The organism is Microbacterium sp. LWO13-1.2, assembly GCF_038397725.1.
Taxonomy (GTDB): Bacteria; Actinomycetota; Actinomycetes; order Actinomycetales; family Microbacteriaceae; genus Microbacterium.
The window spans coordinates 3,403,146-3,424,492 of the sequence record NZ_CP151634.1 but is presented as its reverse complement, the minus strand read 5'-3'; the positions used below and the strand labels follow the sequence as shown (position 1 = coordinate 3,424,492).

General features: G+C 67.3%; 15 protein-coding genes. 13 read left to right on the top strand and 2 right to left on the bottom strand.

Translation table 11 applies throughout. The annotated features are described in order from the left end of the window. Nucleotides 1-232: 232 nt before the first annotated feature. A complete protein-coding gene (locus tag MRBLWO13_RS16450) occupies nt 233-823 on the bottom strand; it encodes an XRE family transcriptional regulator (RefSeq protein WP_341975158.1) in 591 nt (196 codons plus the stop codon). 77 nt (nt 824-900) lie between these two features. Here MRBLWO13_RS16450 and MRBLWO13_RS16445 point away from each other — a divergent pair, with 77 nt between their 5' ends. From MRBLWO13_RS16445 to MRBLWO13_RS16425, 5 genes are all read left to right on the top strand, one after another. Next, the gene (locus MRBLWO13_RS16445) at nt 901-1,830 is read left to right on the top strand and encodes an NAD(P)/FAD-dependent oxidoreductase (RefSeq protein WP_341975157.1); all 930 of its coding nucleotides are present in this window, start codon (nt 901-903) and stop codon (nt 1,828-1,830) included. A 26-nt stretch (nt 1,831-1,856) separates the two neighbouring features. Then, entirely contained in the window at nt 1,857-2,123 is a 267-nt protein-coding gene (locus MRBLWO13_RS16440) for a hypothetical protein (RefSeq protein WP_341975156.1), read from the top strand. Between the two features lie 94 nt (nt 2,124-2,217). After that, nucleotides 2,218-2,988, top strand: a complete 771-nt coding sequence (locus tag MRBLWO13_RS16435) for an isocitrate lyase/phosphoenolpyruvate mutase family protein (protein ID WP_341975155.1) — start codon at nt 2,218-2,220, stop codon at nt 2,986-2,988. 57 nt (nt 2,989-3,045) lie between these two features. Next, the gene (locus tag MRBLWO13_RS16430) at nt 3,046-4,803 is read left to right on the top strand and encodes a proline--tRNA ligase (RefSeq protein WP_341975154.1); all 1,758 of its coding nucleotides are present in this window, start codon (nt 3,046-3,048) and stop codon (nt 4,801-4,803) included. A gap of 78 nt (nt 4,804-4,881) precedes the next feature. Then, entirely contained in the window at nt 4,882-5,916 is a 1,035-nt protein-coding gene (locus tag MRBLWO13_RS16425) for a TIGR00730 family Rossman fold protein (RefSeq protein ID WP_341975153.1), read from the top strand. A gap of 3 nt (nt 5,917-5,919) precedes the next feature. Here the strand turns inward: MRBLWO13_RS16425 and MRBLWO13_RS16420 are convergent, their stop codons facing one another. Beyond that, nucleotides 5,920-7,275: an FAD-dependent oxidoreductase gene (locus MRBLWO13_RS16420; protein WP_341975152.1), complete on the bottom strand. Its 1,356-nt coding sequence runs from the start codon at nt 7,273-7,275 to the stop codon at nt 5,920-5,922. Between the two features lie 129 nt (nt 7,276-7,404). Here MRBLWO13_RS16420 and nusA point away from each other — a divergent pair, with 129 nt between their 5' ends. The 8 genes from nusA (at nt 7,405) to MRBLWO13_RS16380 (ending at nt 21,346) form a co-directional block, all read left to right on the top strand. Beyond that, nucleotides 7,405-8,388 (top strand): transcription termination factor NusA, encoded by a 984-nt coding sequence (gene nusA / locus MRBLWO13_RS16415; protein WP_341975151.1) that lies wholly within the window; start codon nt 7,405-7,407, stop codon nt 8,386-8,388. Between the two features lie 41 nt (nt 8,389-8,429). Further along, on the top strand, nt 8,430-8,702 hold the full coding sequence (locus tag MRBLWO13_RS16410; RefSeq protein ID WP_341975150.1) for a YlxR family protein: 273 nt from the start codon (nt 8,430-8,432) through the stop codon (nt 8,700-8,702). Between the two features lie 59 nt (nt 8,703-8,761). Beyond that, entirely contained in the window at nt 8,762-11,566 is a 2,805-nt protein-coding gene (infB, locus tag MRBLWO13_RS16405; protein ID WP_341975149.1) for a translation initiation factor IF-2, read from the top strand. 72 nt (nt 11,567-11,638) lie between these two features. Further along, nucleotides 11,639-12,076 carry a 30S ribosome-binding factor RbfA gene (gene rbfA / locus MRBLWO13_RS16400; RefSeq protein ID WP_341975148.1) on the top strand — a complete coding sequence of 146 codons (438 nt, stop codon included), beginning with the start codon at nt 11,639-11,641 and terminating at the stop codon, nt 12,074-12,076. Nucleotides 12,077-12,210: 134 nt separating this feature from the next. Further along, on the top strand, nt 12,211-14,349 hold the full coding sequence (locus tag MRBLWO13_RS16395) for a helix-turn-helix transcriptional regulator (RefSeq protein ID WP_341975147.1): 2,139 nt from the start codon (nt 12,211-12,213) through the stop codon (nt 14,347-14,349). Between the two features lie 149 nt (nt 14,350-14,498). Beyond that, complete coding sequence (locus MRBLWO13_RS16390; RefSeq protein WP_341975146.1) at nt 14,499-17,069, top strand: glycosyl hydrolase family 18 protein; 2,571 nt, start codon at nt 14,499-14,501, stop codon at nt 17,067-17,069. Nucleotides 17,070-17,178: 109 nt separating this feature from the next. After that, on the top strand, nt 17,179-19,023 hold the full coding sequence (locus tag MRBLWO13_RS16385) for a glycosyl hydrolase family 18 protein (RefSeq protein WP_341975145.1): 1,845 nt from the start codon (nt 17,179-17,181) through the stop codon (nt 19,021-19,023). 133 nt (nt 19,024-19,156) lie between these two features. Next, the gene (locus MRBLWO13_RS16380) at nt 19,157-21,346 is read left to right on the top strand and encodes a helix-turn-helix transcriptional regulator (protein WP_341975144.1); all 2,190 of its coding nucleotides are present in this window, start codon (nt 19,157-19,159) and stop codon (nt 21,344-21,346) included. The last annotated feature ends 1 nt before the right edge of the window (nt 21,347 follow it).

Below are 21,347 nucleotides of genomic sequence, written 5' to 3'. Positions count from 1 at the left end.
TCATCAGCCCAGAAATACACACGGTAGCTCGGATCGTCGACTTGAGACGTCTGGTCCCTTGGGTCGGTCGGACGCGCTCGCATGCAGCGACTCTAACTTGACTAGGGCGAGCGGTTAACGGCATCCAGGAAAAACACTCACTGAGATAGAGAATGTGAGTTCCCGAACGGCGATTCAACTTACGCCCCGCGGCGCGTCCGTTTGAGGACCATTTGAGATCGCCGTACCCAGATCAGGCCGAAGCCGGGCGCGTGCGCGCTCGTACGTGCATCCGCTCCCCGTGCTTGCCGAACAAACTGAGGATCTCGACGGGTCCTGCGCCGGTCGAGCCGAACCAGTGCAGGTTCTTGGTGTCGAACTCCGCGACTTCACCGGGGCCCATCACGACGTCGTGGTCACCGAGGATGAGTCGGAGCCGACCGTCCAAGACGTAGATCCACTCGTAGCCGGTGTGCGTGCGAAGCACCGGTTGCCGGTCCGTTGCGGGGATGGTGATCTTGAACGCCTGCGGTTCGCCCTTCGAAGCAGACAATCGAGTGAGAGTTCTTCCGTCCGCTCGCGTCGCTCGCGGCGTCACGCGAGGATCATCGACGCGAGGGGAGCGGACGATCTCGTCGAACGGCACCGACAGGGCTGCGACGACCGGAAGCAGGAGCTCAAGGCTCGGTCGGCGCTGGCCTGATTCGAGACGGGAGAGTGTGCTCTTGGAGATGCCGGTCTCCACCGCCAGTTCCTCGAGCGTCATGCCTCTCTTCTGGCGCGCCTGGCGAAGCCTCGGAGCGACTTGGCTGAGTTCGGTCTCGATGCGTTGCGTCGTGCTCACCCGTCGAGCAAAGCACGCCGTTCCACTTTCGGCAACAGGATTCCCGACTTCAGGGTGAGCGCGGCCAGTCTGGCCGTATGAACACAAACGATCGCCACGACGTCATCATCATCGGGGGCGGAGCGGCTGGCCTCAGCGCGGGACTCGTGCTCGCCAGAGCGCAGGTGGATGTGCTGTTGATCGACGGCGGGAAACAGCGGAATGCGCCGGCGCCTCACATGCACGGCTTCGTCTCTCGCGACGGCCTCTCGCCCGCCGAGTTTCTCGCGGCGGGCGGTGACGAACTGGCACGGTACGGCGCATCCGTTCGCCATGCCGACGTGACGAGGATCGATCGTGAAAGCGACGGGACCTTCGTCGTTTCGACAGAGACGCGTAGCGAGAAAACGCGGGCGATCATGATCGCCACGGGTCTCGTCGATGAGCTGCCCGACCTCCCCGGGGTGCGTGAGCGGTGGGGCACCCTCGTGCATCACTGCCCGTACTGCCACGGCCATGAGGTCCTGGGGCGGAATATCGCCGTCGTCGGCGGGGTTATCCGCGAGATGTCCATCAAGCAGGCGGCGTTGCTGCGCAGTTACAGCGACCGCGTCTCGTTCATCACGAACGGAATCGAACTCTCCGAGACGGAGCGGCATCGACTCGCATCGTTCGGCGTGCAGGTGGTGGACGGAACCGTGTCTCATCTGCCGGGTGATGATGGGGGCTTGGATGGGATCGCCCTCACCGATGGTGAGGTCGTCGACTGTGACGCGGTGTTCATCGCACCGCGTCAACGCCCACGCGACGGACTCCTGCGAACCCTCGGCTGCGACGTCGACGACACCAGTGGACTCATCCGCACGGACGGCTTCGGCCACACCAGCGTCCCCGGCATCTGGGCTGCGGGCAACGTCGTCACCCCCACAGCTCAGGTCATCACCGCAGCGGGTGCCGGAAGCGCCGCCGCCATCGCCATCAACGGATGGCTTCTGCAACTGAATCTCGACGCCGCCGCCGCGGCGTGAACTCCGACAACCACCGAAAGGCCCCCATGTCCCAGTCTGCCCCCACCGAGATCGCGCCCCCGGTCGACGCCCCACGCCCGCCGTCCGTGCATGTACGGGCGATCATCACCTGGCTCGCCATCTTCCCGCTCGTCACCCTCGGCTTCTTCGCCATCGCGCCCTTCGCCGAGGGGTGGCACCCCGTGCTCCGCGCGTTCGTCCTGACGATCGTCGTCGTTCCGCTGGCCGTCTATCTCGTCGTGCCGCAGCTCATGCGCGCGTATGGCGCGCTGGTCCGCCGGGCACGCCGCTGACCGCCGGCTGAAGGCCGACGACCGCAGACCGAGGCCGCCGGCCGAAGACCGGTCATCCACCCCGCAACCCGCCGAGCCGCGTTAGCGTTGACGCATGACCACAGCATCCAAAGCTCAGGCCCTTGTCGGACTCTATGAGGCACCAGAGATCCTCCGTGTCATCAACGTGTGGGATGTCGTGTCGGCGCGAGCCGTCGCCGGCCTTCCCGAGACCACGGCGATCGCCACGGCGGGCCACGGAATCGCCGCGACCTTCGGATACGCCGACGGCAGCATTCCGCGCGACATCATGCTCGACATGGTCGGCCGTATCGCTGCGGCCGTGGAGTTCCCGGTGACGGCCGACCTCGACGACGGCTACGGTGACGCGGGGGAGACCACACGCCTGGCGATCGCCGCAGGAGTCGTCGGTGCGAACATCGAGGATCGCCTCAAGCCGCTGGACGAATCCGTGGCGAACGTCGAAGCGGTCGTCAAGGCAGCAGAGGCCGAGGGTGTTCCCTTCGTGCTCAACGCCCGCACCGACGCCTTCGTCCGCGCGGGGCATCGCCCGATCGAGGAGAGCATCGCCGACGCGATCCAGCGCGGACGTGCCTACCTCGACGCCGGTGCGACCTGCATCTTCGTGCCGGGTCTGCTCGACGCGAACGTGACCCGCCAGCTCGTCGACGGCATCGGGGAGCGAAAGATCAGCGTGATCGGAGTCCCCGGCGCTCTCGCTGCATCCGCGTACGAAACGCTCGGAGTGGCGCGGATCTCGTTCGGTCCGCTTCCGCAACGCGTCGCCCTGACCGCTCTTCAGGACTTGGCCTCGAGCCTGTACGCAGGCGGCGTCGTGCCCACAGGGCTCCCCGCGCTCAACTGAGCTACGGCTGCTCCGCACTCAACGAGGACGGGTGCCACGGGTCACTAGACTTGGCCCGTGGTCACTCGTCTTTCGAACTTCTTCCTCCGTACGCTCCGCGAAGATCCCGCCGACGCGGAGGTCACCAGCCACCGTCTGCTCGTGCGCGCCGGCTACATCCGTCGCGCCGCGCCCGGCGTCTTCACGTGGCTTCCGCTGGGGCTGAAGGTCAAGGCGAAGATCGAGAGCATCGTCCGTGATGAGATGGCGAATGCCGGTGCGCAGGAAGTGCATTTTCCCGCGCTGCTGCCCCGCGATCCCTACGAACAGTCCGGCCGGTGGGAGTCCTACGGCGACGGCATCTTCCGTCTGCAGGACCGCAAGGGCGCCGACTACCTGCTCGCGCCGACCCACGAGGAGATGTTCACCCTCCTGGTGAAGGACCTCTACTCCTCCTACAAGGATCTGCCGCTGACGATCTATCAGATCCAGGACAAGTACCGCGACGAGGCGCGCCCCCGCGCCGGTCTGCTGCGCGGGCGCGAATTCACGATGAAGGATGCCTACTCGTTCGATGCATCGGATGCCGGGCTCGAGGTCAGCTACCAGTCTCAGCGCGATGCCTACGAGCGGATCTTCCAGCGGCTCGGCCTCGAATACGTGATCGTCGCGGCCGACAACGGTCTGATGGGCGGCGCGCGCAGCGAGGAGTTCCTGCACCCGACTCCCGTCGGTGAAGACACCTTCGTGCGTTCTGCCGGCGGCTACGCCGCCAACGTCGAGGCCTTCACGACAGCCGTGCCTGACGCGATCGCCTTCGACGCGGATGCCGCGCCGGTGATCTTCGACTCCCCGAACACTCCCACGATCGACACCCTGGTCGCGCACTGCAACGCGAACCTCGAGGGGGAGTACACCGCGGCAGACACGCTGAAGAATGTCGTGCTCGCCCTCACCCATGTCGACGGCACGCGTGAGCTGGTGATCGTCGGTATCCCCGGCGACCGAGAGGTCGACGAGAAGCGAGCCGAGGTCGCCTTCGCTCCCGCAGAGGTCTCCACCGCCAACGAAGACGATTTCGAGAACAACCCGCTCCTGGTCAAGGGCTACATCGGTCCGTGGTCGCTGACCGGCGCCGTGCTCGGCGAGGAGTCCGCCACCGGAATCCGCTACCTCGTGGACCCCCGCGTCTCCGAGGGGACGAGCTGGATCACCGGCGCGAACATGGACGAGAAGCACGCGCACTCGGTCATCGCCGGCCGCGATTTCGTCGCCGACGGCATCATCGAGATCGCGAACGTCCGCGCCGGCGACCCGGCCCCCGACGGATCGGGTCCGGTCGAGCTCGCCCGTGGCATGGAGATCGGCCACGTCTTCCAGCTCGGACGCTTCTTCGCCGAGACGCTGGGCCTGAAGGTCCTGAACGAGAACGGCAAGCTGGTCACCGTCACGATGGGTTCGTACGGAATTGGCGTCACCCGCATCCTCGCGATCATCGCCGAGCTGCACAACGATGACAAGGGCCTCATCTGGCCGGCGTCCGTCGCCCCGTTCGATGTGCACGTGGTCGCCGCAGGGCGCGATCAGGTCGCATTCGACGTCGCGGAGGGCATCGCGGCCCAGCTCGAGTCGGCGGGCCTCGACGTGCTCTACGACGACCGCCCCAAGGTCTCGCCCGGCGTGAAGTTCGGCGATGCGGAGCTCGTCGGCGTACCGAAGATCGTCATCGTCGGACGAGGTGCCGCAGACGGCCAGGTCGAGCTGTGGGATCGCAGCACCGGCGAGCGGGAGACCGTGTCGGTCGCCGAGGCTGTCGCCGGGCTCTCGGCGCGCTGAGGGCGAGACCCTCGGCATCGCGCCGAGGGTCTGCGGGTCGCTCGCTCCTGTCGCCGGAGGACGTGACAGGCTGGGGTCATGAGCGACGCGCTGACCTCGGATGCCCTGGATGCTGAACTTGCGAAGGTCCTGGACGAAGCAGGAATCCGCACCAACCGGTCCCTGATCACCAGGATTCTGCGCAGCGGAGTGCTGCTCGGCCAGGACGGCACATCGCGCCTCGACCTGAAGATCGCGTCGGCCGCGCTCGCGGAGATGCGCGATGCGTTCCGCCTGTTCCAGCCGTACTCGAAGATCCCCAAGGTGACGGTGTTCGGCTCTGCGCGCACGCGGCACGACGATCCGCTCTACGAGCAGGCTCGAGGTGTCGCTTCCGCCCTCGCAGACCAGGGGTGGATGGTGGTCACCGGAGCCGGTCCTGGGATCATGCAGGCGGCCGCCGAAGGTGCAGGCACGGAGCGCGCCATCGGAGTGTCGATCCGTCTCCCGTTCGAGGAGAAGCCCTCGGACGTGATGGCGGATGACTCGCACATCGTGCAGATGAAGTATTTCTTCACTCGCAAGCTCATGCTGATCAAGGAGTCCCTCGGTTTCATCTGCCTCCCTGGCGGATTCGGAACGATGGACGAGATGTTCGAGCTGCTCACCCTGCAGCAGACCGGCAAGGCCGAACCGATGCCGATCGTGCTCCTCGACGAACCCGGCGGCGACTTCTGGCAGGGGCTCGAGCGCTTCATCAAAGAGCAGATGGTACCGGCCGGCGTCATCTCGCCGAACGATTTCGACAGAGTGCTGGTGACGGATTCGGTCGATGCTGCTGCCGCCGAGATCACCGGGTTCTGGAGGAACTACGACTCACTGCGCTGGGTCGGAGATCGGCTGGTGCTGCGACTGCGGGGAGTGCCGTCGGATGCCGACGTCGCCGCGCTCAACGAGGAGTTCAGCGACCTGCTGCTCGACGGCTCGATCGAGCGCATCGAGCCGGTGCAGGCCGAGGTGCTCGACCATGACCGTCTCGACCTGCCCCGGCTCGCCCTGCGGCTGCGGCGGCGCGAGGTCGGCGCCCTCTACCGGCTGATCGGCGCGATCAACGCCCTGCCTACCGCCCCCTGAAGTTCAGCGGGCGTCGGACTGCTCGCGTGCGATGATGCGCGCGGCGAATTCGTTCAGATCGATCGTGCGGCCGAGAATCCTCTCCGCCGCGCGGCGTCCGGAGTACAGTGCAGCGCCCACCGTCGCCGGTTCATCGCCCCAGGTCGCCTCGCCCGCGAAATGAAGCACCCCGTCGACCGGACCGGCCAGCGCGTCGTGGTCGTGGTGCGAAGAACCGACGGCGAGGTACGAGTAGGAGCCGATCGAGAACGGATCGTCGCCCCAGCGCGTGATCCGATGCGCGACCGGCTGACCGACGGCGTCGCCGTACATGGCGCGCAGACTGGCGAGCACATCACTGATCACCGCACCGTCCGAGAGCCCTTGCACATGCCGCCCGAAGGGTCCGGCGGCGAAGGTGAGCAGCGTCGGGTGCCCGCTGATCGCCGAGACGTCATACCAGGAGTGCCAGTGCTCACCGGCGTCGCCGAGGGCGCGCAGCACATAGCTGTCCTCGGACCAGAACCGTTCGGGGAACTGCACGAAGATCTTGTTGAAGACACCCATGCCGAGTCGCGCGATGGGTCCGGCGACGTCCTCCGGCAGAGCGGGGGCGAATTCGATCGCGCCCGCCTTGAGAACACCGAGCGGAACGGTCACGATCGCGTTGTGTGCGGTGAATTCACCCTGATCGGTCGACACGATCACCCCGTCGGCTGAGCGGTTCACCGCTGTGACGACGTGGCCGAGCCGGATGTCGAGTCCCTGGGCGATGCGGTGCGGCAGCTCATCGTAGCCGCGAGGGAAGATCACCTCGTCACCGTCGATCGCGTCTTCATCGAGTCCGTGCGCATCGAGATCGCCGATCCACGCCCCGCACTGCTCCTCGACCCGATGCCGGAAGAACTCGCGCACCTCGTCGATGCGTTCCGGTGCCCATCCGGTACGGTCCAGGACGCGCTCGGTCACATCGAGATACGTGTCGCCGGGCTCGGACCGTGCGATCTCGTCGACCAGCGCGAGGTCGGCCGCTTCGACATCCGCGACCCACCGAGCAGAGGCGTCGGCATCCATCGGCGCACTCTCGCCGTCGAAGTTCTCGATCGGCCGCCCACCGGCCTGGAAGCTCCCGACGGTGAACTCGATCGTGGGGATCCCGAGCGTCTGGACGAGATCCGAGAGCGGGGAATCGGTGATCCCGTGAATCCAGGAGGCGCCGAGATCGACCGGAAAGCCCGCCGAGCGGTCGCTCTGCATGCGACCGCCGATCCGGTCGCGTGCTTCCAGGACGAGCACGCGGTGGCCGGCGTCCGCCAGTATCCGTGCGCTGGTCGTGCCCGACATACCGGCGCCGATCACGATGGTGTCGAACGTGGTCACGGATCCTCCTGGGGTGTCGACGCCGCGAGCAGCGGCCCCAGCCGTCGCGCCGGGTCGTGGCCACAGGGTATCGTTGTACGGATGTCGGCGCGTGAACAAGCGCCGACGAGAGCTGAATAGGGAGTCGTCATGGACATCGAACTGAGTCTGCTGCGTGGGATCGAGAAAGAGAAGGCGATTCCTTTCGATGAACTCGTCGCGATCATCGAACAGGCCGTCCTGACTGCGTACTCGAAGCATGTCGCCGCCGACGGGACCACTCCGGAGGGCGTCCGCGTCGAACTCGACCGCAAGTCCGGCCACGTCGCCGTGCTCCAGGTCGTCAAGGACGAAGAGGGCGCGATCATCGGCGAAGAAGACGCCACCCCCGACGACTTCGGCCGCATCGCGGCGTTCGCGGCGAAGCAGGTCATCAGCCAGCGGCTGCGCGACATCGCCGACGACGTCGTGCTCGGCGACTTCAAGGACAAAGAAGGCGACATCGTCGCCGGCGTCATCCAGCAGGGTCCGAACCCGCGGATGATCCACGTCGACCTCGGATCCGTCGAAGCCATCCTCCCGCCCGAGGAGCAGGTGCCCGGCGAGGAGTACACGCACGGGTCTCGCATCCGCGTCTACGTCACGAGCGTCGCCAAGGGGATGAAGGGTCCGCAGATCACGGTCTCGCGTACGCACCCCGGGCTCGTCCGCAGGCTTTTCGCGCTGGAGGTCCCGGAGATCGCGGCCGGCCTCGTCGAGATCGTTGCACTCGCCCGTGAAGCCGGTCACCGCACCAAGATCGCGGTGAAGTCGGATGACCCCTCCATCAACGCCAAGGGCGCCTGCATCGGCGAGCTCGGTCGACGGGTGCGCGCAGTGACCGAGGAGCTGGCGGGGGAGAAGATCGACATCGTCGACTACAACCCGGAACTCGCGGCCTTCGTGGCCAACGCGCTGTCGCCGGCGAAGGTCACCAGCGCGTTCATCCTGGATGCCGGAACCAAGGCGGTACGCGCGTTGGTGCCCGACTACCAGCTGTCGCTCGCGATCGGCAAGGAAGGCCAGAACGCGCGTCTGGCCGCCAAGCTCACCGGAGCGAAGATCGACATCCAGCCGGACAGCGTCCTGGACTGAGTCGATGGCCTGCGCGGAGACCCTCGGCGGCGCGGTGTAAGATGGAACCTGTACGAACGTGCGTCGGCTGTCGCACCCGTGCTTCTCGCTCCGCCCTTCTCAGGGTGGTTTCCCAGAACAACATCCTCATCATCGATGAGCGTGCGGTTCTGCCGGGGAGAGGCGCGTGGCTGCATCCGACGCGGGAATGCATGGATGCCGCCCTGCGGCGCCGCGCTTTCGCACGAGCCCTCCGTGTGTCCGCACCACTGGACACGCAGACCATCGAGAAACGGCTGAATGGCTATGGAAACAAAGTGAACGGCTCGAAATGAGACCCGTCCGCGACTAGTGGTCTGCCCTGTCTGGGTGGACCGACCCTGACAGGAGAATTGTGGCTGGAAAACCACGCGTACACGAGATCGCCGCCGAACTTGGCGTCGACAGCAAGGTCGCTCTTGCAAAACTCAAGGAGCTCGGCGAATTCGTCAAGAGCCCTTCTTCAACCATCGAACCGCCGGTGGCGCGCAAGCTGCGCGCGGCGATCGAAGCCGACAGTGCTGCCAAGCCTGCGGAGACTGCAGCGGCCAAGCCGGCCGCCGCGGCCAAGCCGGCTGCCGCGGCCAAGCCCGGTGCAGCAAAGCCCGGTGCGGCGAAGCCGACGGGCCCGACCCCGGGACCGAAGCCTGGCCCCAAGCCTGCTCCGGAGGCTCCCGCCCCCGCAGCGCCCGCTCCGGTCGCAGAGACCCCTGCTCCGGCCGCTCCGGCTGCGCAGGATGCTCCGTCGGCAGCGAAGGCAGACACTGCGACGCCGAAGTCCGACGGCGCAGCTCCGACGCCCGGCGGCCCGCGTCCCGGTAACAACCCGTTCTCCTCTGCGCAGGGGATGGGGCAGCGCCCGGCAGGTCCGCGTCCCGGCAACAACCCCTTCGCCTCGGCGCAGGGGATGGGCCAGCGTCCGAGTCCGACGCCCGGCAACATCCCGCGCCCGCAGGCCCCGCGTCCCGGCGCTCCGCGTCCCGGCGCACCCCGCCCCGGCGGTCCCGCTCGTCCCGGCGCTCCGCGCGGCGGACAGGGTGGCGGTCGTCCCGGTGGTGCACCGTTCCAGCAGCGTCCGGGCGGCCCCGGTCGTCCCGGCGGCGCAGGCGGCCCCGGTGGCGCAGGCGGCCCCGGTGCACGTCCCGGTGGCGGCGGCGGTTTCGCCGGTCGTCCCGGTGGCGGCGGTGGCCGTGGCCGTGGTCCCGGCGGTGGTACCGCTGGTGCCTTCGGCAAGGGCGGCGGCAAGAGCAAGCAGCGCAAGTCGCGGCGGGCGAAGCGGCAGGAATTCGAGATGCGGAGCGCCCCGGTCGTCGGTGGCGTCAACGTCACCCGTGGCAACGGCGAGATCATTCGCATGCGCCGCGGAGCTTCCATCGCGGACTTCGCCGACAAGATCGAGACGCTGACCGGTTACACGGTGCAGCCCGGAACCCTCGTCACCATCCTCTTCAACCTCGGCGAGATGGCTACGGCCACCGAGTCGCTGGACGAGGCGACGTTCGAGGTGCTCGGTGCCGAGCTCGGCTACAAGATCCAGATGGTCTCGCCCGAGGACGAGGACAAGGAGCTCCTCGAGGGCTTCGGTCTCAACCTCGAGCAGGAGCTGGAGGAGGAGAACGAGGAAGACCTCGAGATACGTCCGCCGGTCGTCACCGTCATGGGTCACGTCGACCACGGTAAGACCCGACTGCTCGACGCGATCCGTCAGACCAACGTCATCGAGGGTGAAGCCGGCGGCATCACCCAGCACATCGGTGCGTACCAGGTCTGGACCGAGCACGAGGGCATCGAGCGGGCCATCACCTTCATCGACACCCCGGGTCACGAGGCGTTCACCGCCATGCGTGCACGTGGTGCCCAGGTCACCGACCTCGCGATCCTCGTGGTCGCGGCCGACGACGGCATCATGCCGCAGACGGTCGAGGCGCTGAACCACGCCCAGGCGGCCAACGTCCCGATCGTGGTCGCGGTGAACAAGGTCGACAAGCCCGACGCCAACCCGGCCAAGGTGCGCCAGCAGCTCACCGAGTACGGTCTGGTCGCTGAAGAGTACGGCGGAGACGTCATGTTCGTCGACGTCTCGGCGCGTGCCGGTACCGGCATCCAGGAACTCCTGGACGCCGTGCTGCTCGCGGCCGACGCCGGTCTCGACCTGACCGCGAACCCGAACAAGTCCGCACGAGGCGTCGCCATCGAGGCGAAGCTCGACAAGGGCCGCGGTTCGATCGCGACGGTGCTCATCCAGTCCGGAACGCTGCGTGTCGGCGACTCGATCGTCGCCGGTACGGCTTACGGCCGCGTTCGCGCGATGCTCGACGAGAACGGCGATGCGGTCGAAGAGGCCTACCCGTCCCGTCCGGTCCAGGTGCAGGGTCTGAACTCCGTGCCCCGCGCCGGTGACGTGTTCCTCGTCACCGACGAGGACCGTCTGGCCCGCCAGATCGCTGAGAAGCGTGAAGCGGTCGAGCGCAACGCGCAGCTGGCCAAGGCCCGCAAGCGCATCTCGCTCGAGGACTTCACCCGTGCACTCGAAGAGGGCAAGGTCGAGTCGCTCAACCTCATCATCAAGGGTGACGTGTCCGGTGCCGTCGAGGCGCTGGAGGAGTCGCTCCTCAAGATCGAGGTCGATGACTCGGTGCAGCTGCGCATCATCCACCGCGGTGTCGGTGCGATCACCGAGTCCGACGTGAACCTGGCGACGATCGACAACGCGATCATCGTGGGCTTCAACGTCCGCCCCGACACGAAGGCGCGCGAGCGCGCCTCTCGCGAAGGCGTGGACATCCGGTTCTACTCGGTGATCTACAACGCGATCGACGAGGTCGAGAGCTCCCTCAAGGGAATGCTCAAGCCGGAGTACGAAGAGGTCCAGTCGGGCGTCGCCGAGATCCGCGAGGTGTTCCGCTCCTCGAAGTTCGGCAACATCGCCGGTGTCATCGTGCGATCGGGAACGATCACGCGAAACGCCAAGGCCCGCGTCATCCGCGATGGTGTCGTCCTCGCGGACGGCCTCGCCATCGAGTCGCTCAAGCGGTTCAAGGATGACGTCACCGAGGTTCGCACGGACTACGAGGCCGGTATCGGCCTCGGCAAGTTCAACGACATTCAGATCGGCGACGAGATCGAGACCATCGAACTCGTCGAGAAGCCTCGCGGCTGATCAGTTCGATAGCTTCGGGCGGGGATGCATTGAGCATCCTCGCCCGAAGGCTTCGTGGAGAGGAAGAGAACAATGGCTGGTGAACGACAGGCCCGTCTCGCCGATCGCATCCGTGTGATCCTTGCCGAGCGGCTGGAGAAGGGACTGCGGGATCCGCGGCTCGGTTTCGTCACTCTCACGGACGTCCGCGTGAGCGGGGATCTGCAGCATGCCTCCGTGTTCTACACGGTGCTCGGCACCGAGGAGGAGCGCATCGCCAGCGGTGCGGCGCTCGCATCAGCGACGGGGATGCTGCGCAGTGAGGTCGGGCGGCAGTTGAGCACCCGCCTGGTGCCGACGCTCGAGTTCATCCCGGACGCACTTCCGGAGAACGCCGACCACATCGCGGCGTTGCTGCGTGAAGCGCGCGAGCGCGACGCGGCCGTCGCCGGAATCGCCGCTTCGGCCGTACATGCCGGAGATGCCGACCCGTACGTCAAGCCGCGTGAACTGGACGAAGAAGAAGGCTGATCGCACCACCGCACCTTTGTAAGCGCTGCTAACATTTGTCCTACGCGACGATGAGGTGAGCGGAGGCAAGGGTGATTGCGACATACCCGGAAACCGGAGGGGCGACGCGGTCGCGTCGACGATCGGCTCCGGTCGTGGAACTCCTGGAGTCTCTCCAGGAGAGCGGCCTGCTGATCGCCCCGCACGTCGCCGCGCGCCTTTTCGCCGAGCTCGACGGCGACTTCGAGACGATCGCGGAAGTCGCCCGTCTGCTCTCCCCGGGAGAGCGACGGGGAACGCGCGCGCTGCCTGACCCGCTTCCGCTGACGCCGGTCGTCGCCGCACGGTTCGCGGACGTCTTGCTGGCGCCGTGGGAACGACGGGCCCTGCTCGCCGCCGCCGTGTGCGTCGACGACCGCACCGACGTTCTTCGCGCTGTCTCCAGGCGCACCATCGAGGACATCATCAGCAGCGAGCTCAGCGCACGATTGCTCCTCGTCGCCGGGCATTTCGCCTTCATCGACCCGCGGTTGCGCATCTGGGTGCATGAGACCGCAGACCTGTCCGAGCGCACGGAGATCCATGCAGCGCTGCACACCGTGTACGAAGAGCTCGGCGATGATCGGCGTGCTCTCTGGCACCTCTCGCTGAGCACGATGCAGGGCGAATCCGCCCTGACGCGGCCGCTCCTGGAGCTGTCACGGCATGCTGCGGCGAGCGGCGACGCCGTGCGCGCGTTCGCGGTCGCGAGGGAAGCCGCAGGGCACGCCGATCCGGAGGGCCTCGTCGCGGCACGTTCCGCTGCCGGGCTTGCCGCCCTCCGTGGCGGTTGGGTGGACGATGCAGCCGACCTGCTCGGCGCCGTCGTCGAAGAGGACTCTCGCAACGGCGAGCGCCCCGACAGCGTGGCGGCAGCAGGGCTGGTCGTGGCGAACACGCTTCGATTCGGGGAGGTGCCCCCCGTCAACACGGAGCGTCTCCGGCCGACCGGCGGAAGCCCCGAAGCGTGGCGCGATTGGGGGCGTCTCACCGCGATCGTGGCGATGCTGAGCTCAGAGCGGAACTCCGACGCGGAGAGTCTGAAGTGGGCGGAGCTGACCCGCGAGGCCGATGCCGCATGCCGTGCCGGTGGCGCACTGTGCGGGCCGGCGGACGCCTGGGCGACCCTTCTCGCCGGCGAGGCCGTCGCGGGCATCGTCGGGGAAGAGCCCATCCGAAGCATCCTTCTGGCGCTGCGCGCCGGAGTTTCCGGGGACACCGAAGGCGGCCTGCGCATCCTCGCAGGCGACGATCGGATCGACACCGCCGACGCCGTCGTGCGCGGGTTCGAGCGCAGTCCGGTGGTGGGCGCATATCGGGCGACGGTCGAGGCGCTGCTCCGACTCTGGTCGGGAGATGTGCGTGCCGCGCACGAGGTCCTCGTGCGCGCAGCCCTGACTGTGCCGCTCGCGCTCCCTTTCGCCGGTCTCGCCGTCATCTTGACGCGTCTGGTGGAGCTTGCCACGACGGGACGACGCGGCGCCATGTCGGCCGCTCTCACGGTGGTTCTGCCTCGTTCGCTGCACACCGATCACCTCGTCGAAGACGGTATCGCCGCGTATCTGGCTGGTCGCTTCGATGAGGCAGCCACGCAGATGCGACTGTGGGCCGAGTACGGCGCTCCCGGCGCATGCCTCGGTCTTCCTGGTCTGGAGGAGGTGGGCCCGGTCATGCTTCCGACACTCATCGAGCCTCCGGACATCACCTCGGCACGCCGCATCCGCATTGCGATCCGTGCAGCGCGTGCGAACGCGTGGGGACAGGACTATCAGGCGGCCGCCGATGCCAGCCGCACCATCAGATCTCCGTTCGAGCGCGGACGGGTCGAGGCACTTCTCGGGACGACCTGCGTGACGCGTGGCGATCTGGGAGCGGGCGTCCGACATCTGCAGGCAGCGCGGAGTCTCTTCGCGACAGCGGGTGCGGAGGCATGGAAGTCGGCGGCTGACGCCCGGTTGGTGCGCCTGGGAGAGCTGGTGGCCGAGAGCTCCAGCCTGCCGACCGCACCGATTCCTGTGTGCGCCGCCGATCCGCTGGCGGCCTGCAGAGCGGCATGGGAACCGGTACTCACCGATCGCGAACTGCAGGTCGCGATGCTCGTCGCCGAGGGCCACAGCAATCGAGAGATCGCACTACGACTGCATGTCTCCGTGCGGACCGTCGAGGTGCACATCGGGCGGTTGTTCGCCAAGTTCGATGTGCGAACCCGGGCTGAGCTCACGGTCCTCGCGCACCGCACCAACCAGTACGCCTGAGCGCTGGTTTCGCGCACGCGTCCCGTCCCGTCGATGCGGATCAGGGATGCATGTGGTTAACCCCGATGCGAGGCGCTGAGCGGGGTCAATAGCGTCGGATCACCGCGATCACCCGCGGATCGCTGTCCGACGAAGAACGGAAACGCCTCATGCGCACTGACAGAACACCGCGGCGGCTCAGGACGCTGGCTCTACTGAGCGCGGCGATGGTGATCGCCGGACTCGCGGCCGCCGGACCGGCGGGAGCCGCTGACACCGAATGCGAGGCGGCGTGGGCGTCGGCGTCGGCATACACCGGCGGCGCACTGGTCTCACACGACGGCGCCAACTACCGCGCGAAGTGGTGGACGCAGAACAACACGCCGGGTACCGAGGCCTGGGGACCCTGGGAGTCGCTGGGTGCCTGCGGCGTCACGGACCCGACCGATCCCACCGACCCGACCGATCCCACCGATCCCACCGATCCCACCGATCCCACCGACCCGACTGATCCGACAGACCCGGTCGATGAGGGCACGGTGTGGACGGACAACCCCGACGAGAAGTGCCGCCCGGACGGGCTCTACCAGACGCCGGGCGTCGACGTCCCGTACTGCACGATCTACGACGAGGCCGGCCGCGAGCGCCTGCCCAACGGACTCGAGCACCGAGTGATCGGCTACTTCACCTCCTGGCGCACCGGTACCGGCGGCACCCCGCGGTACCTCGCCGGCGACATTCCGTGGACCGAGCTCAGCCACATCAACTATGCGTTCGCGCACATCGATGGGCAGGGCAAGGTCTCGGTCAACCAGGATGCCGCCGGGAACGCGGCCACCGACATGACGTGGCCGGGTGTCGCCGGAGCGGAGATGGACCCTGCCTACGACTACGACGGCCATTTCAATCTGTTGAACAAGTTCAAAGCGCAGAATCCCGGTGTCAAGGCGCTCGTCTCGGTCGGCGGCTGGGCGGAGACCGGCGGCCACTTCGATGCCGCGGGTGACCGGGTGGCGGACGGAGGCTTCTACGCGTTGACCGACTCGCAGGCGAAGATCGATGCTTTCGCCGATTCGGCTGTCGAGTTCATCCGCACCTACGGATTCGAGGGCGTGGACATCGACTACGAGTACGCCAACAGCAACGGCAAGGCCGGAAACCCTGATGACTTCGCGTTCTCCGAGCCGCGTCGCGCGACACTGTGGGCAGGATACGAGGCGCTGATGAAGACGCTTCGCGAGAAACTCGACACGGCCGGTGCCGCGGACGGCAGGCACTATCTGCTGACAGTCGCCGCTCCGGCGTCGGGATGGCTGCTCCGCGGTGCCGAAGTGCACCAGATCCTGCCGTACCTCGACTACGTCAACATCATGAGCTACGACCTGCACGGGTCCTGGAACAACTACGTCGGCGGCAACGGCGCCCTGTTCGACGACGGAAAAGATCCCGAGCTCGCCGCGGGTGGCGTGTACAACGCCTACAGCGGAATCGGCTACCTCAACGCCGACTGGGCGTACCACTACTTCCGGGGCGCGATGCCTGCCGGGCGCATCAACCTCGGAGTGCCCTTCTACACGCGCGGCTGGGACGGCGTTCAAGGCGGGACCAACGGACTCTACGGTTCGGCGCCGCTGGCCGACCAGACGAAGTGCCCGCCAGGCACCGGACCGAGTCTGGGCGGGACGTCGAAGTGCGGCGCCGGCGCCGTGGGCATCAACAACCTCTGGCACGACCTCGACAAGAGCGGCGGCGAGGTGGGTGCCGGCGCGAACCCGATCTGGCATGTGCTCAACCTCGAGCGCGGGATCGTCGGTGACTACACCGCGTCCTACGGTGCGCCGACCACGATCACCGGCACCTACACCCGGCATTTCGATCCGGTGACCAAGGTCGAGTGGTGGTGGAATCCGACCACGAAGACCTTCCTCTCGGGCGATGCCGACCAGGCGATCGAGGCGAAGGCCGACTATGTCGCGGACAACGGCATCGGCGGGGTCATGATCTGGGAGCTCGCCGGCGATTACCGCTACGACGAGGCGGCCGGACAGTACGAGATGGGATCCACTCTCGTCGGGTTGCTCCACGATCGCCTCTCCGCGTCGCAGCCATACGGTGCGGCCAAGGCAGACGAGCAGATGCCGACCGAAGCCATCGATCTGGGCGTCGAGTTCAGCGACTTCGCGCTGGGCGACAACAACTATCCGATCAATCCGAAGGTGACGTTCACCAACAACTCCGCCACGGCGATTCCGGCAGGTGCGACCATCACGTTCGACACGGCGACCAGCGACACCGGTGCGATGGGCGAGCAGAACGGCTGGGGGATCGTCAAGGTCGACAGCGACCACGCCGGCGACAACGTCGGCGGGCTCGACGGGAACTTCCACACCTACACGATCAAGGTTCCCTCCGGAGGGATCGCCCCGGGAGCATCCGTGTTCAGCAAGCTCAGCTGGCGGCTTCCGATCGCGCAGATCTCCAACCTGCGCCTGACGATCGGCGAGAACGTCTACGCGACGCTGTACGACCTGCCACGGAACGTGACGGTGGTCGAGCCCGGCATCGGTGGGCCAGGCGGCGGGACACCGGGCACGTGCTCTGCTCCTGCGTGGAGCGCCACGACTGTCTACACAGGCGGGGCGAAAGTCGCACACGGCGGTTCCGAGTTCACCGCGAAATGGTGGACCCAGGGCGACACACCCGGATCAGCGGACGTCTGGGGAGCCGGCATCCGCTGTTGAGACCTGGTGGGGCGGCCCCCAGCCGCCCCACCTCCTCCTGCATCTCAGCATCGAGGGCGGGAGAAGACAGGATGCGGATGCTCCGGCATCCGCCAGACGAAGGAAGATCATGACGAGACCTGAACGACCCAGGCGCGGCATCGCCGCCGCGCTGGCGACGCTCGCGACGGCGGCAACCGTCGCCGCGCTCGCCGCCGTCGCCACCGTGCCGGCAGCGGCGGCCACGGTGCCCCAGACCGTGGCCGCCGAGGCGCCGAGTGCCATGAACGGCTATCGCACCGTCGGCTATTTCGCGCAGTGGGGGGTGTACGGGCGCGGCTTCCAGGCCAAGCAGCTCGACGTCTCCGGTGCTGCCGCCGACCTCACGCACATCAACTACGCCTTCGGCAACATCCACCACGAAACGCTGAAGTGCTTCATCGCGAACAAGGCGCAGGGCACAGGACCGAACGGCTCCGACGGCGCAGGCGACGCCTGGGCCGACTTCGGGATGGGCTATACGGCCGCGAACTCGGTCTCCGGCGTCGCCGACAGCTGGGACCAGCCATTGGCGGGATCCTTCAACCAGCTCAAGCAGCTGAAGCAGAAGAACCCCGACCTCAACGTGATGCTGTCGCTCGGCGGTTGGACCTGGTCGAAGAACTTCTCGGCGGCAGCAGCCACGGACGCCACCCGGAAGACGTTCGTCTCCAGCTGCATCGATCTGTACATCAAGGGCAACCTGCCTGTCGTCGACGGGCGCGGCGGACCGGGAGCGGCAGCGGGAGTCTTCGACGGATTCGACATCGACTGGGAGTGGCCCGGTTCGCAGAACGGCGAGGTCGGCAACATCGTCGACGAGGCGAACGACCGGGCGAACTTCAAGGCTCTGCTCAGGGAGTTCCGTACGCAGCTGGATGCGCTGACCGTGACGACCGGAAAGGACTATCAGTTGTCGGCCTTCCTGCCGGCGAATCCTGCCGACATCGAGGCCGGGGGCTGGAACGATCCCGAACTGTTCGACTATCTCGATTTCGGCAACATTCAGGGCTACGACCTGCACGGCGCATGGGATGCCGGACTCACCGGTCATCAGGGCAACCTGTACGACGACCCGGCTGATACCCGGGCGGAGGCGAGACAGTTCAGCGTCGATCAGAGCGTGCGCGAGTACCTCAAGACCGGGATCGATCCGACCCAGCTCGGCATGGGCCTCGCCGCGTACGGGCGCGGCTGGCAGGGAGCCACCTCAGTCAACGCATGGGGCCCGGCGACGGGCGCCGGACCAGGCACGTGGGAGAAGGGCAACGAGGACTACGACAAGCTGAAGAACCTCGGCACCGGCCACTACGACGCGACGATCGGCGCCTCGTGGCGCTACGACGGCAACCAGTGGTGGAGCTACGACGACACCCGCAGCGTCGCGCAGAAGGCCGCGTACATCGTGGAGCACAAGCTCGGCGGCGGTATGTGGTGGGAGCTCTCCGGCGACCGCCAGGGCGAGCTCATCGGCACCCTGGCCGACCATCTCCGCGCTGCGGCACCCGGTGGAGCGACCGATCCGACGGATCCCACGGATCCGACGGATCCCACCGATCCGACCGATCCCGGCACCTGCGACGCCGCGGCATGGTCATCGACAGCCGTCTACACCGGCGGCGCCACGGTCTCGCACGCGGGATCGGAGTACACCGCGAAGTGGTGGACACAGGGTGACACTCCTGGCACGAACGCCGTGTGGGCGCTCGTCGAGGCATGCAGCACCGATCCGACCGATCCGACGGATCCGACCGATCCGACCGATCCGACGGATCCTGGCGCCTGCGATGCCGCGGCCTGGTCGCCGACCGCTGTCTACACGGGCGGCGCGACCGCTTCGTACCAGGGGTCCGAGTACACCGCGAAGTGGTGGACTCAGGGAGAGGCACCCGGTTCGGTCGAATGGGGAGCATGGGGTCTGGTCGGTGCGTGCTAGCCGCCTGACCTGACGAGACGAGCACCCTGGACACCTGTCCAGGGTGCTCGTCTCGGTGCCGAAGAGGCACGGGACTGCTTTGCTACCCTGTGCCTAGCTGCGAAGTACTCTTCGCACCGGGGGAGTCGACAAGGTGAAGACACCGGAGATGTGGCGACGGCGCCCGTCCGAAGGAACGGTCGTTTCGCTGGAGATCATCGAGAACATGCTCGATGATCTGCTCGAACATGAGTTGAGCACGGCACCGCATGTGCTGAGAACGCTCGTGGTCGAGTTGAACGCCGACCTGCCGACCGTCCGTGAAGTCGTGGCACATCTCGCACCCCAGCAACGGCACGGATTGAGGCCGCTTCCTGCGCCGCTTCCGCTGGTGCCGCCGATCGCGAATGAGTTCGCCGACCTCAGGTTCACCGATGCCGATCGGGATCTGCTGCTGGCGGCGGCACTGTGTCTGGAGGATCGCCTCGATCCGGTGCTCGAGTTCGCGGCTCGGTCCGCGCATGAGATCGTCGCCGGTCCGGTGGGGCAGCATCTGACCATCCACGCCGGCCGATTTCGATTCGCGGACCCGCGACTCGCGATCTGGCTTCGAGAGACGACAGCATCGGCCGTTCAGGTGGATGTGCACGAACGGCTGGGCGCGATCTTCGGCCGCAGGGGCGAGCAGGTGAGTGCGGACTGGCATCGGGCCAGGTCATCACTGCGCGGCGATCCCTCGACGGCATCCGAGCTGATCCGAATCGCGCGCGAGTTGTCCGAGGGCGGCGACGCCGATCGCGCTCTCCTCCTCGCCGCTGAGGCGGCATCGCACGCGGTCGGGGTCGAACGCGACGATGCACGCCTGGTGGCCGGCGCGGCGGCGATCGGAGCGGGTTATGCGGCGGAGGCGAGCGGGTGGCTGGGGAGCCTCTTCCCCGATGGCACCGAGCGCTACCGTCTTCAAGGGCTGGGCGGCCTCGTGGTGGCACTGGCGCATCTTCACGGCGACGTGCCCGACATCGATGCGACGGAGCTCCGGCCGCGAACAGATGATCACGACGATTGGTACGCCTGGACGAAAGCGGCGGCCCTTGCCGCGGTGCTCTGCGCCGAGCGAGGAGACCGCAGCGGAATGCGATCCTGGCTGGATGCGCTGCGCGACGGATGCGCGCGGGTCGGTGCGGAGAGCCGATTGCGCGATCCAGTGGTCGCCCTGAGCTGGTTGCTCGTCGGGGAGCGGGAGACAACGGCCGCCGAAGGCACGGGCCCGGTCTCCGGCAGTGTGCTCGGCGCTCTGCGCGCTGCCCTGGACGACGACATCGATGGCGGATTGCGGATCCTCGCAAACGGAGAAGGCACGATGGGCGCTGAGATCGATCCGTTCGTCGCCGGGTTCGAATACAGCCCGCTCGTGCAGGCCTATCGGGCGGTGACGGAGACGCTCCTCCTGACGTGGCGTGGGGATATATCGCAGGCCAGGCAGTGTCTGATCGCGGCAGCGGTCGTGTCTCCGGTGGCGATACCGTTCGCGGGACTCGCCGTGGCACTCGCTCGTCGCCTCGACCTCGCCGTTCTCGGCACCCTGAGCCCGTTCGCACGCTCCCTGACCGCTGCGCTGCCGTCCGGACTCCGCGTGGAACGTCTGGTGGATCGCGGCATCGAGGCGTATCTGGATGGTGCGTTCGCCAAGGCCGCGGCATTCCTGCGGCTGTGGCAGGATCGCGGTGCTCCGGAGGCGGTGTTCGGCATTCCCGGGCTTGACGAGGTCGCCCCTGCGGCACGAGAACGAACGCCCAGAAGAGTCGAGCCGGGGGAGGAGGACAGCGCTCGCCGGTTATGCGCGCGTGTCATCGACGCGCCGGAGGGACGATGGCGTGCGGAATTCGCGGAGGTTCACGTCGAGGCGCGGGCCTTGCGCTCGCCATTCGCGAGAGCGAGGGTGGAGGCGTTGATCGGCATCCACACCGTGATCCACGGCGAGCGGATGACCGGGCGACGGCACCTGGGAACGGCACGGAACCTGTTCGAGGATGCGGGCGCAGCCGCCTGGGCGGCCGCCATGGAACGACGCATCGAGAGGCTCGGCCCGGCGGATGGCGGCGTCGGTGCGGAGGACGATCATCTGGCTGCCTGCCGACGCGCGTGGGAGACGCAGTTGACGGTGCGGGAGCTCGAGGTGGCGATGCTGGTCGTCGGCGGCACCATGAATCGGGAGATCGCGGAGCGACTGAATGTCTCGGTCCGCACGGTCGAGGTGCACGTGGGGAGGCTGCTGGCGAAGTTCGACGTCCGAACCCGAGTGGAGCTCACCGCGCTGGCGCACCGGACGGATCAGTTTCTCTGAC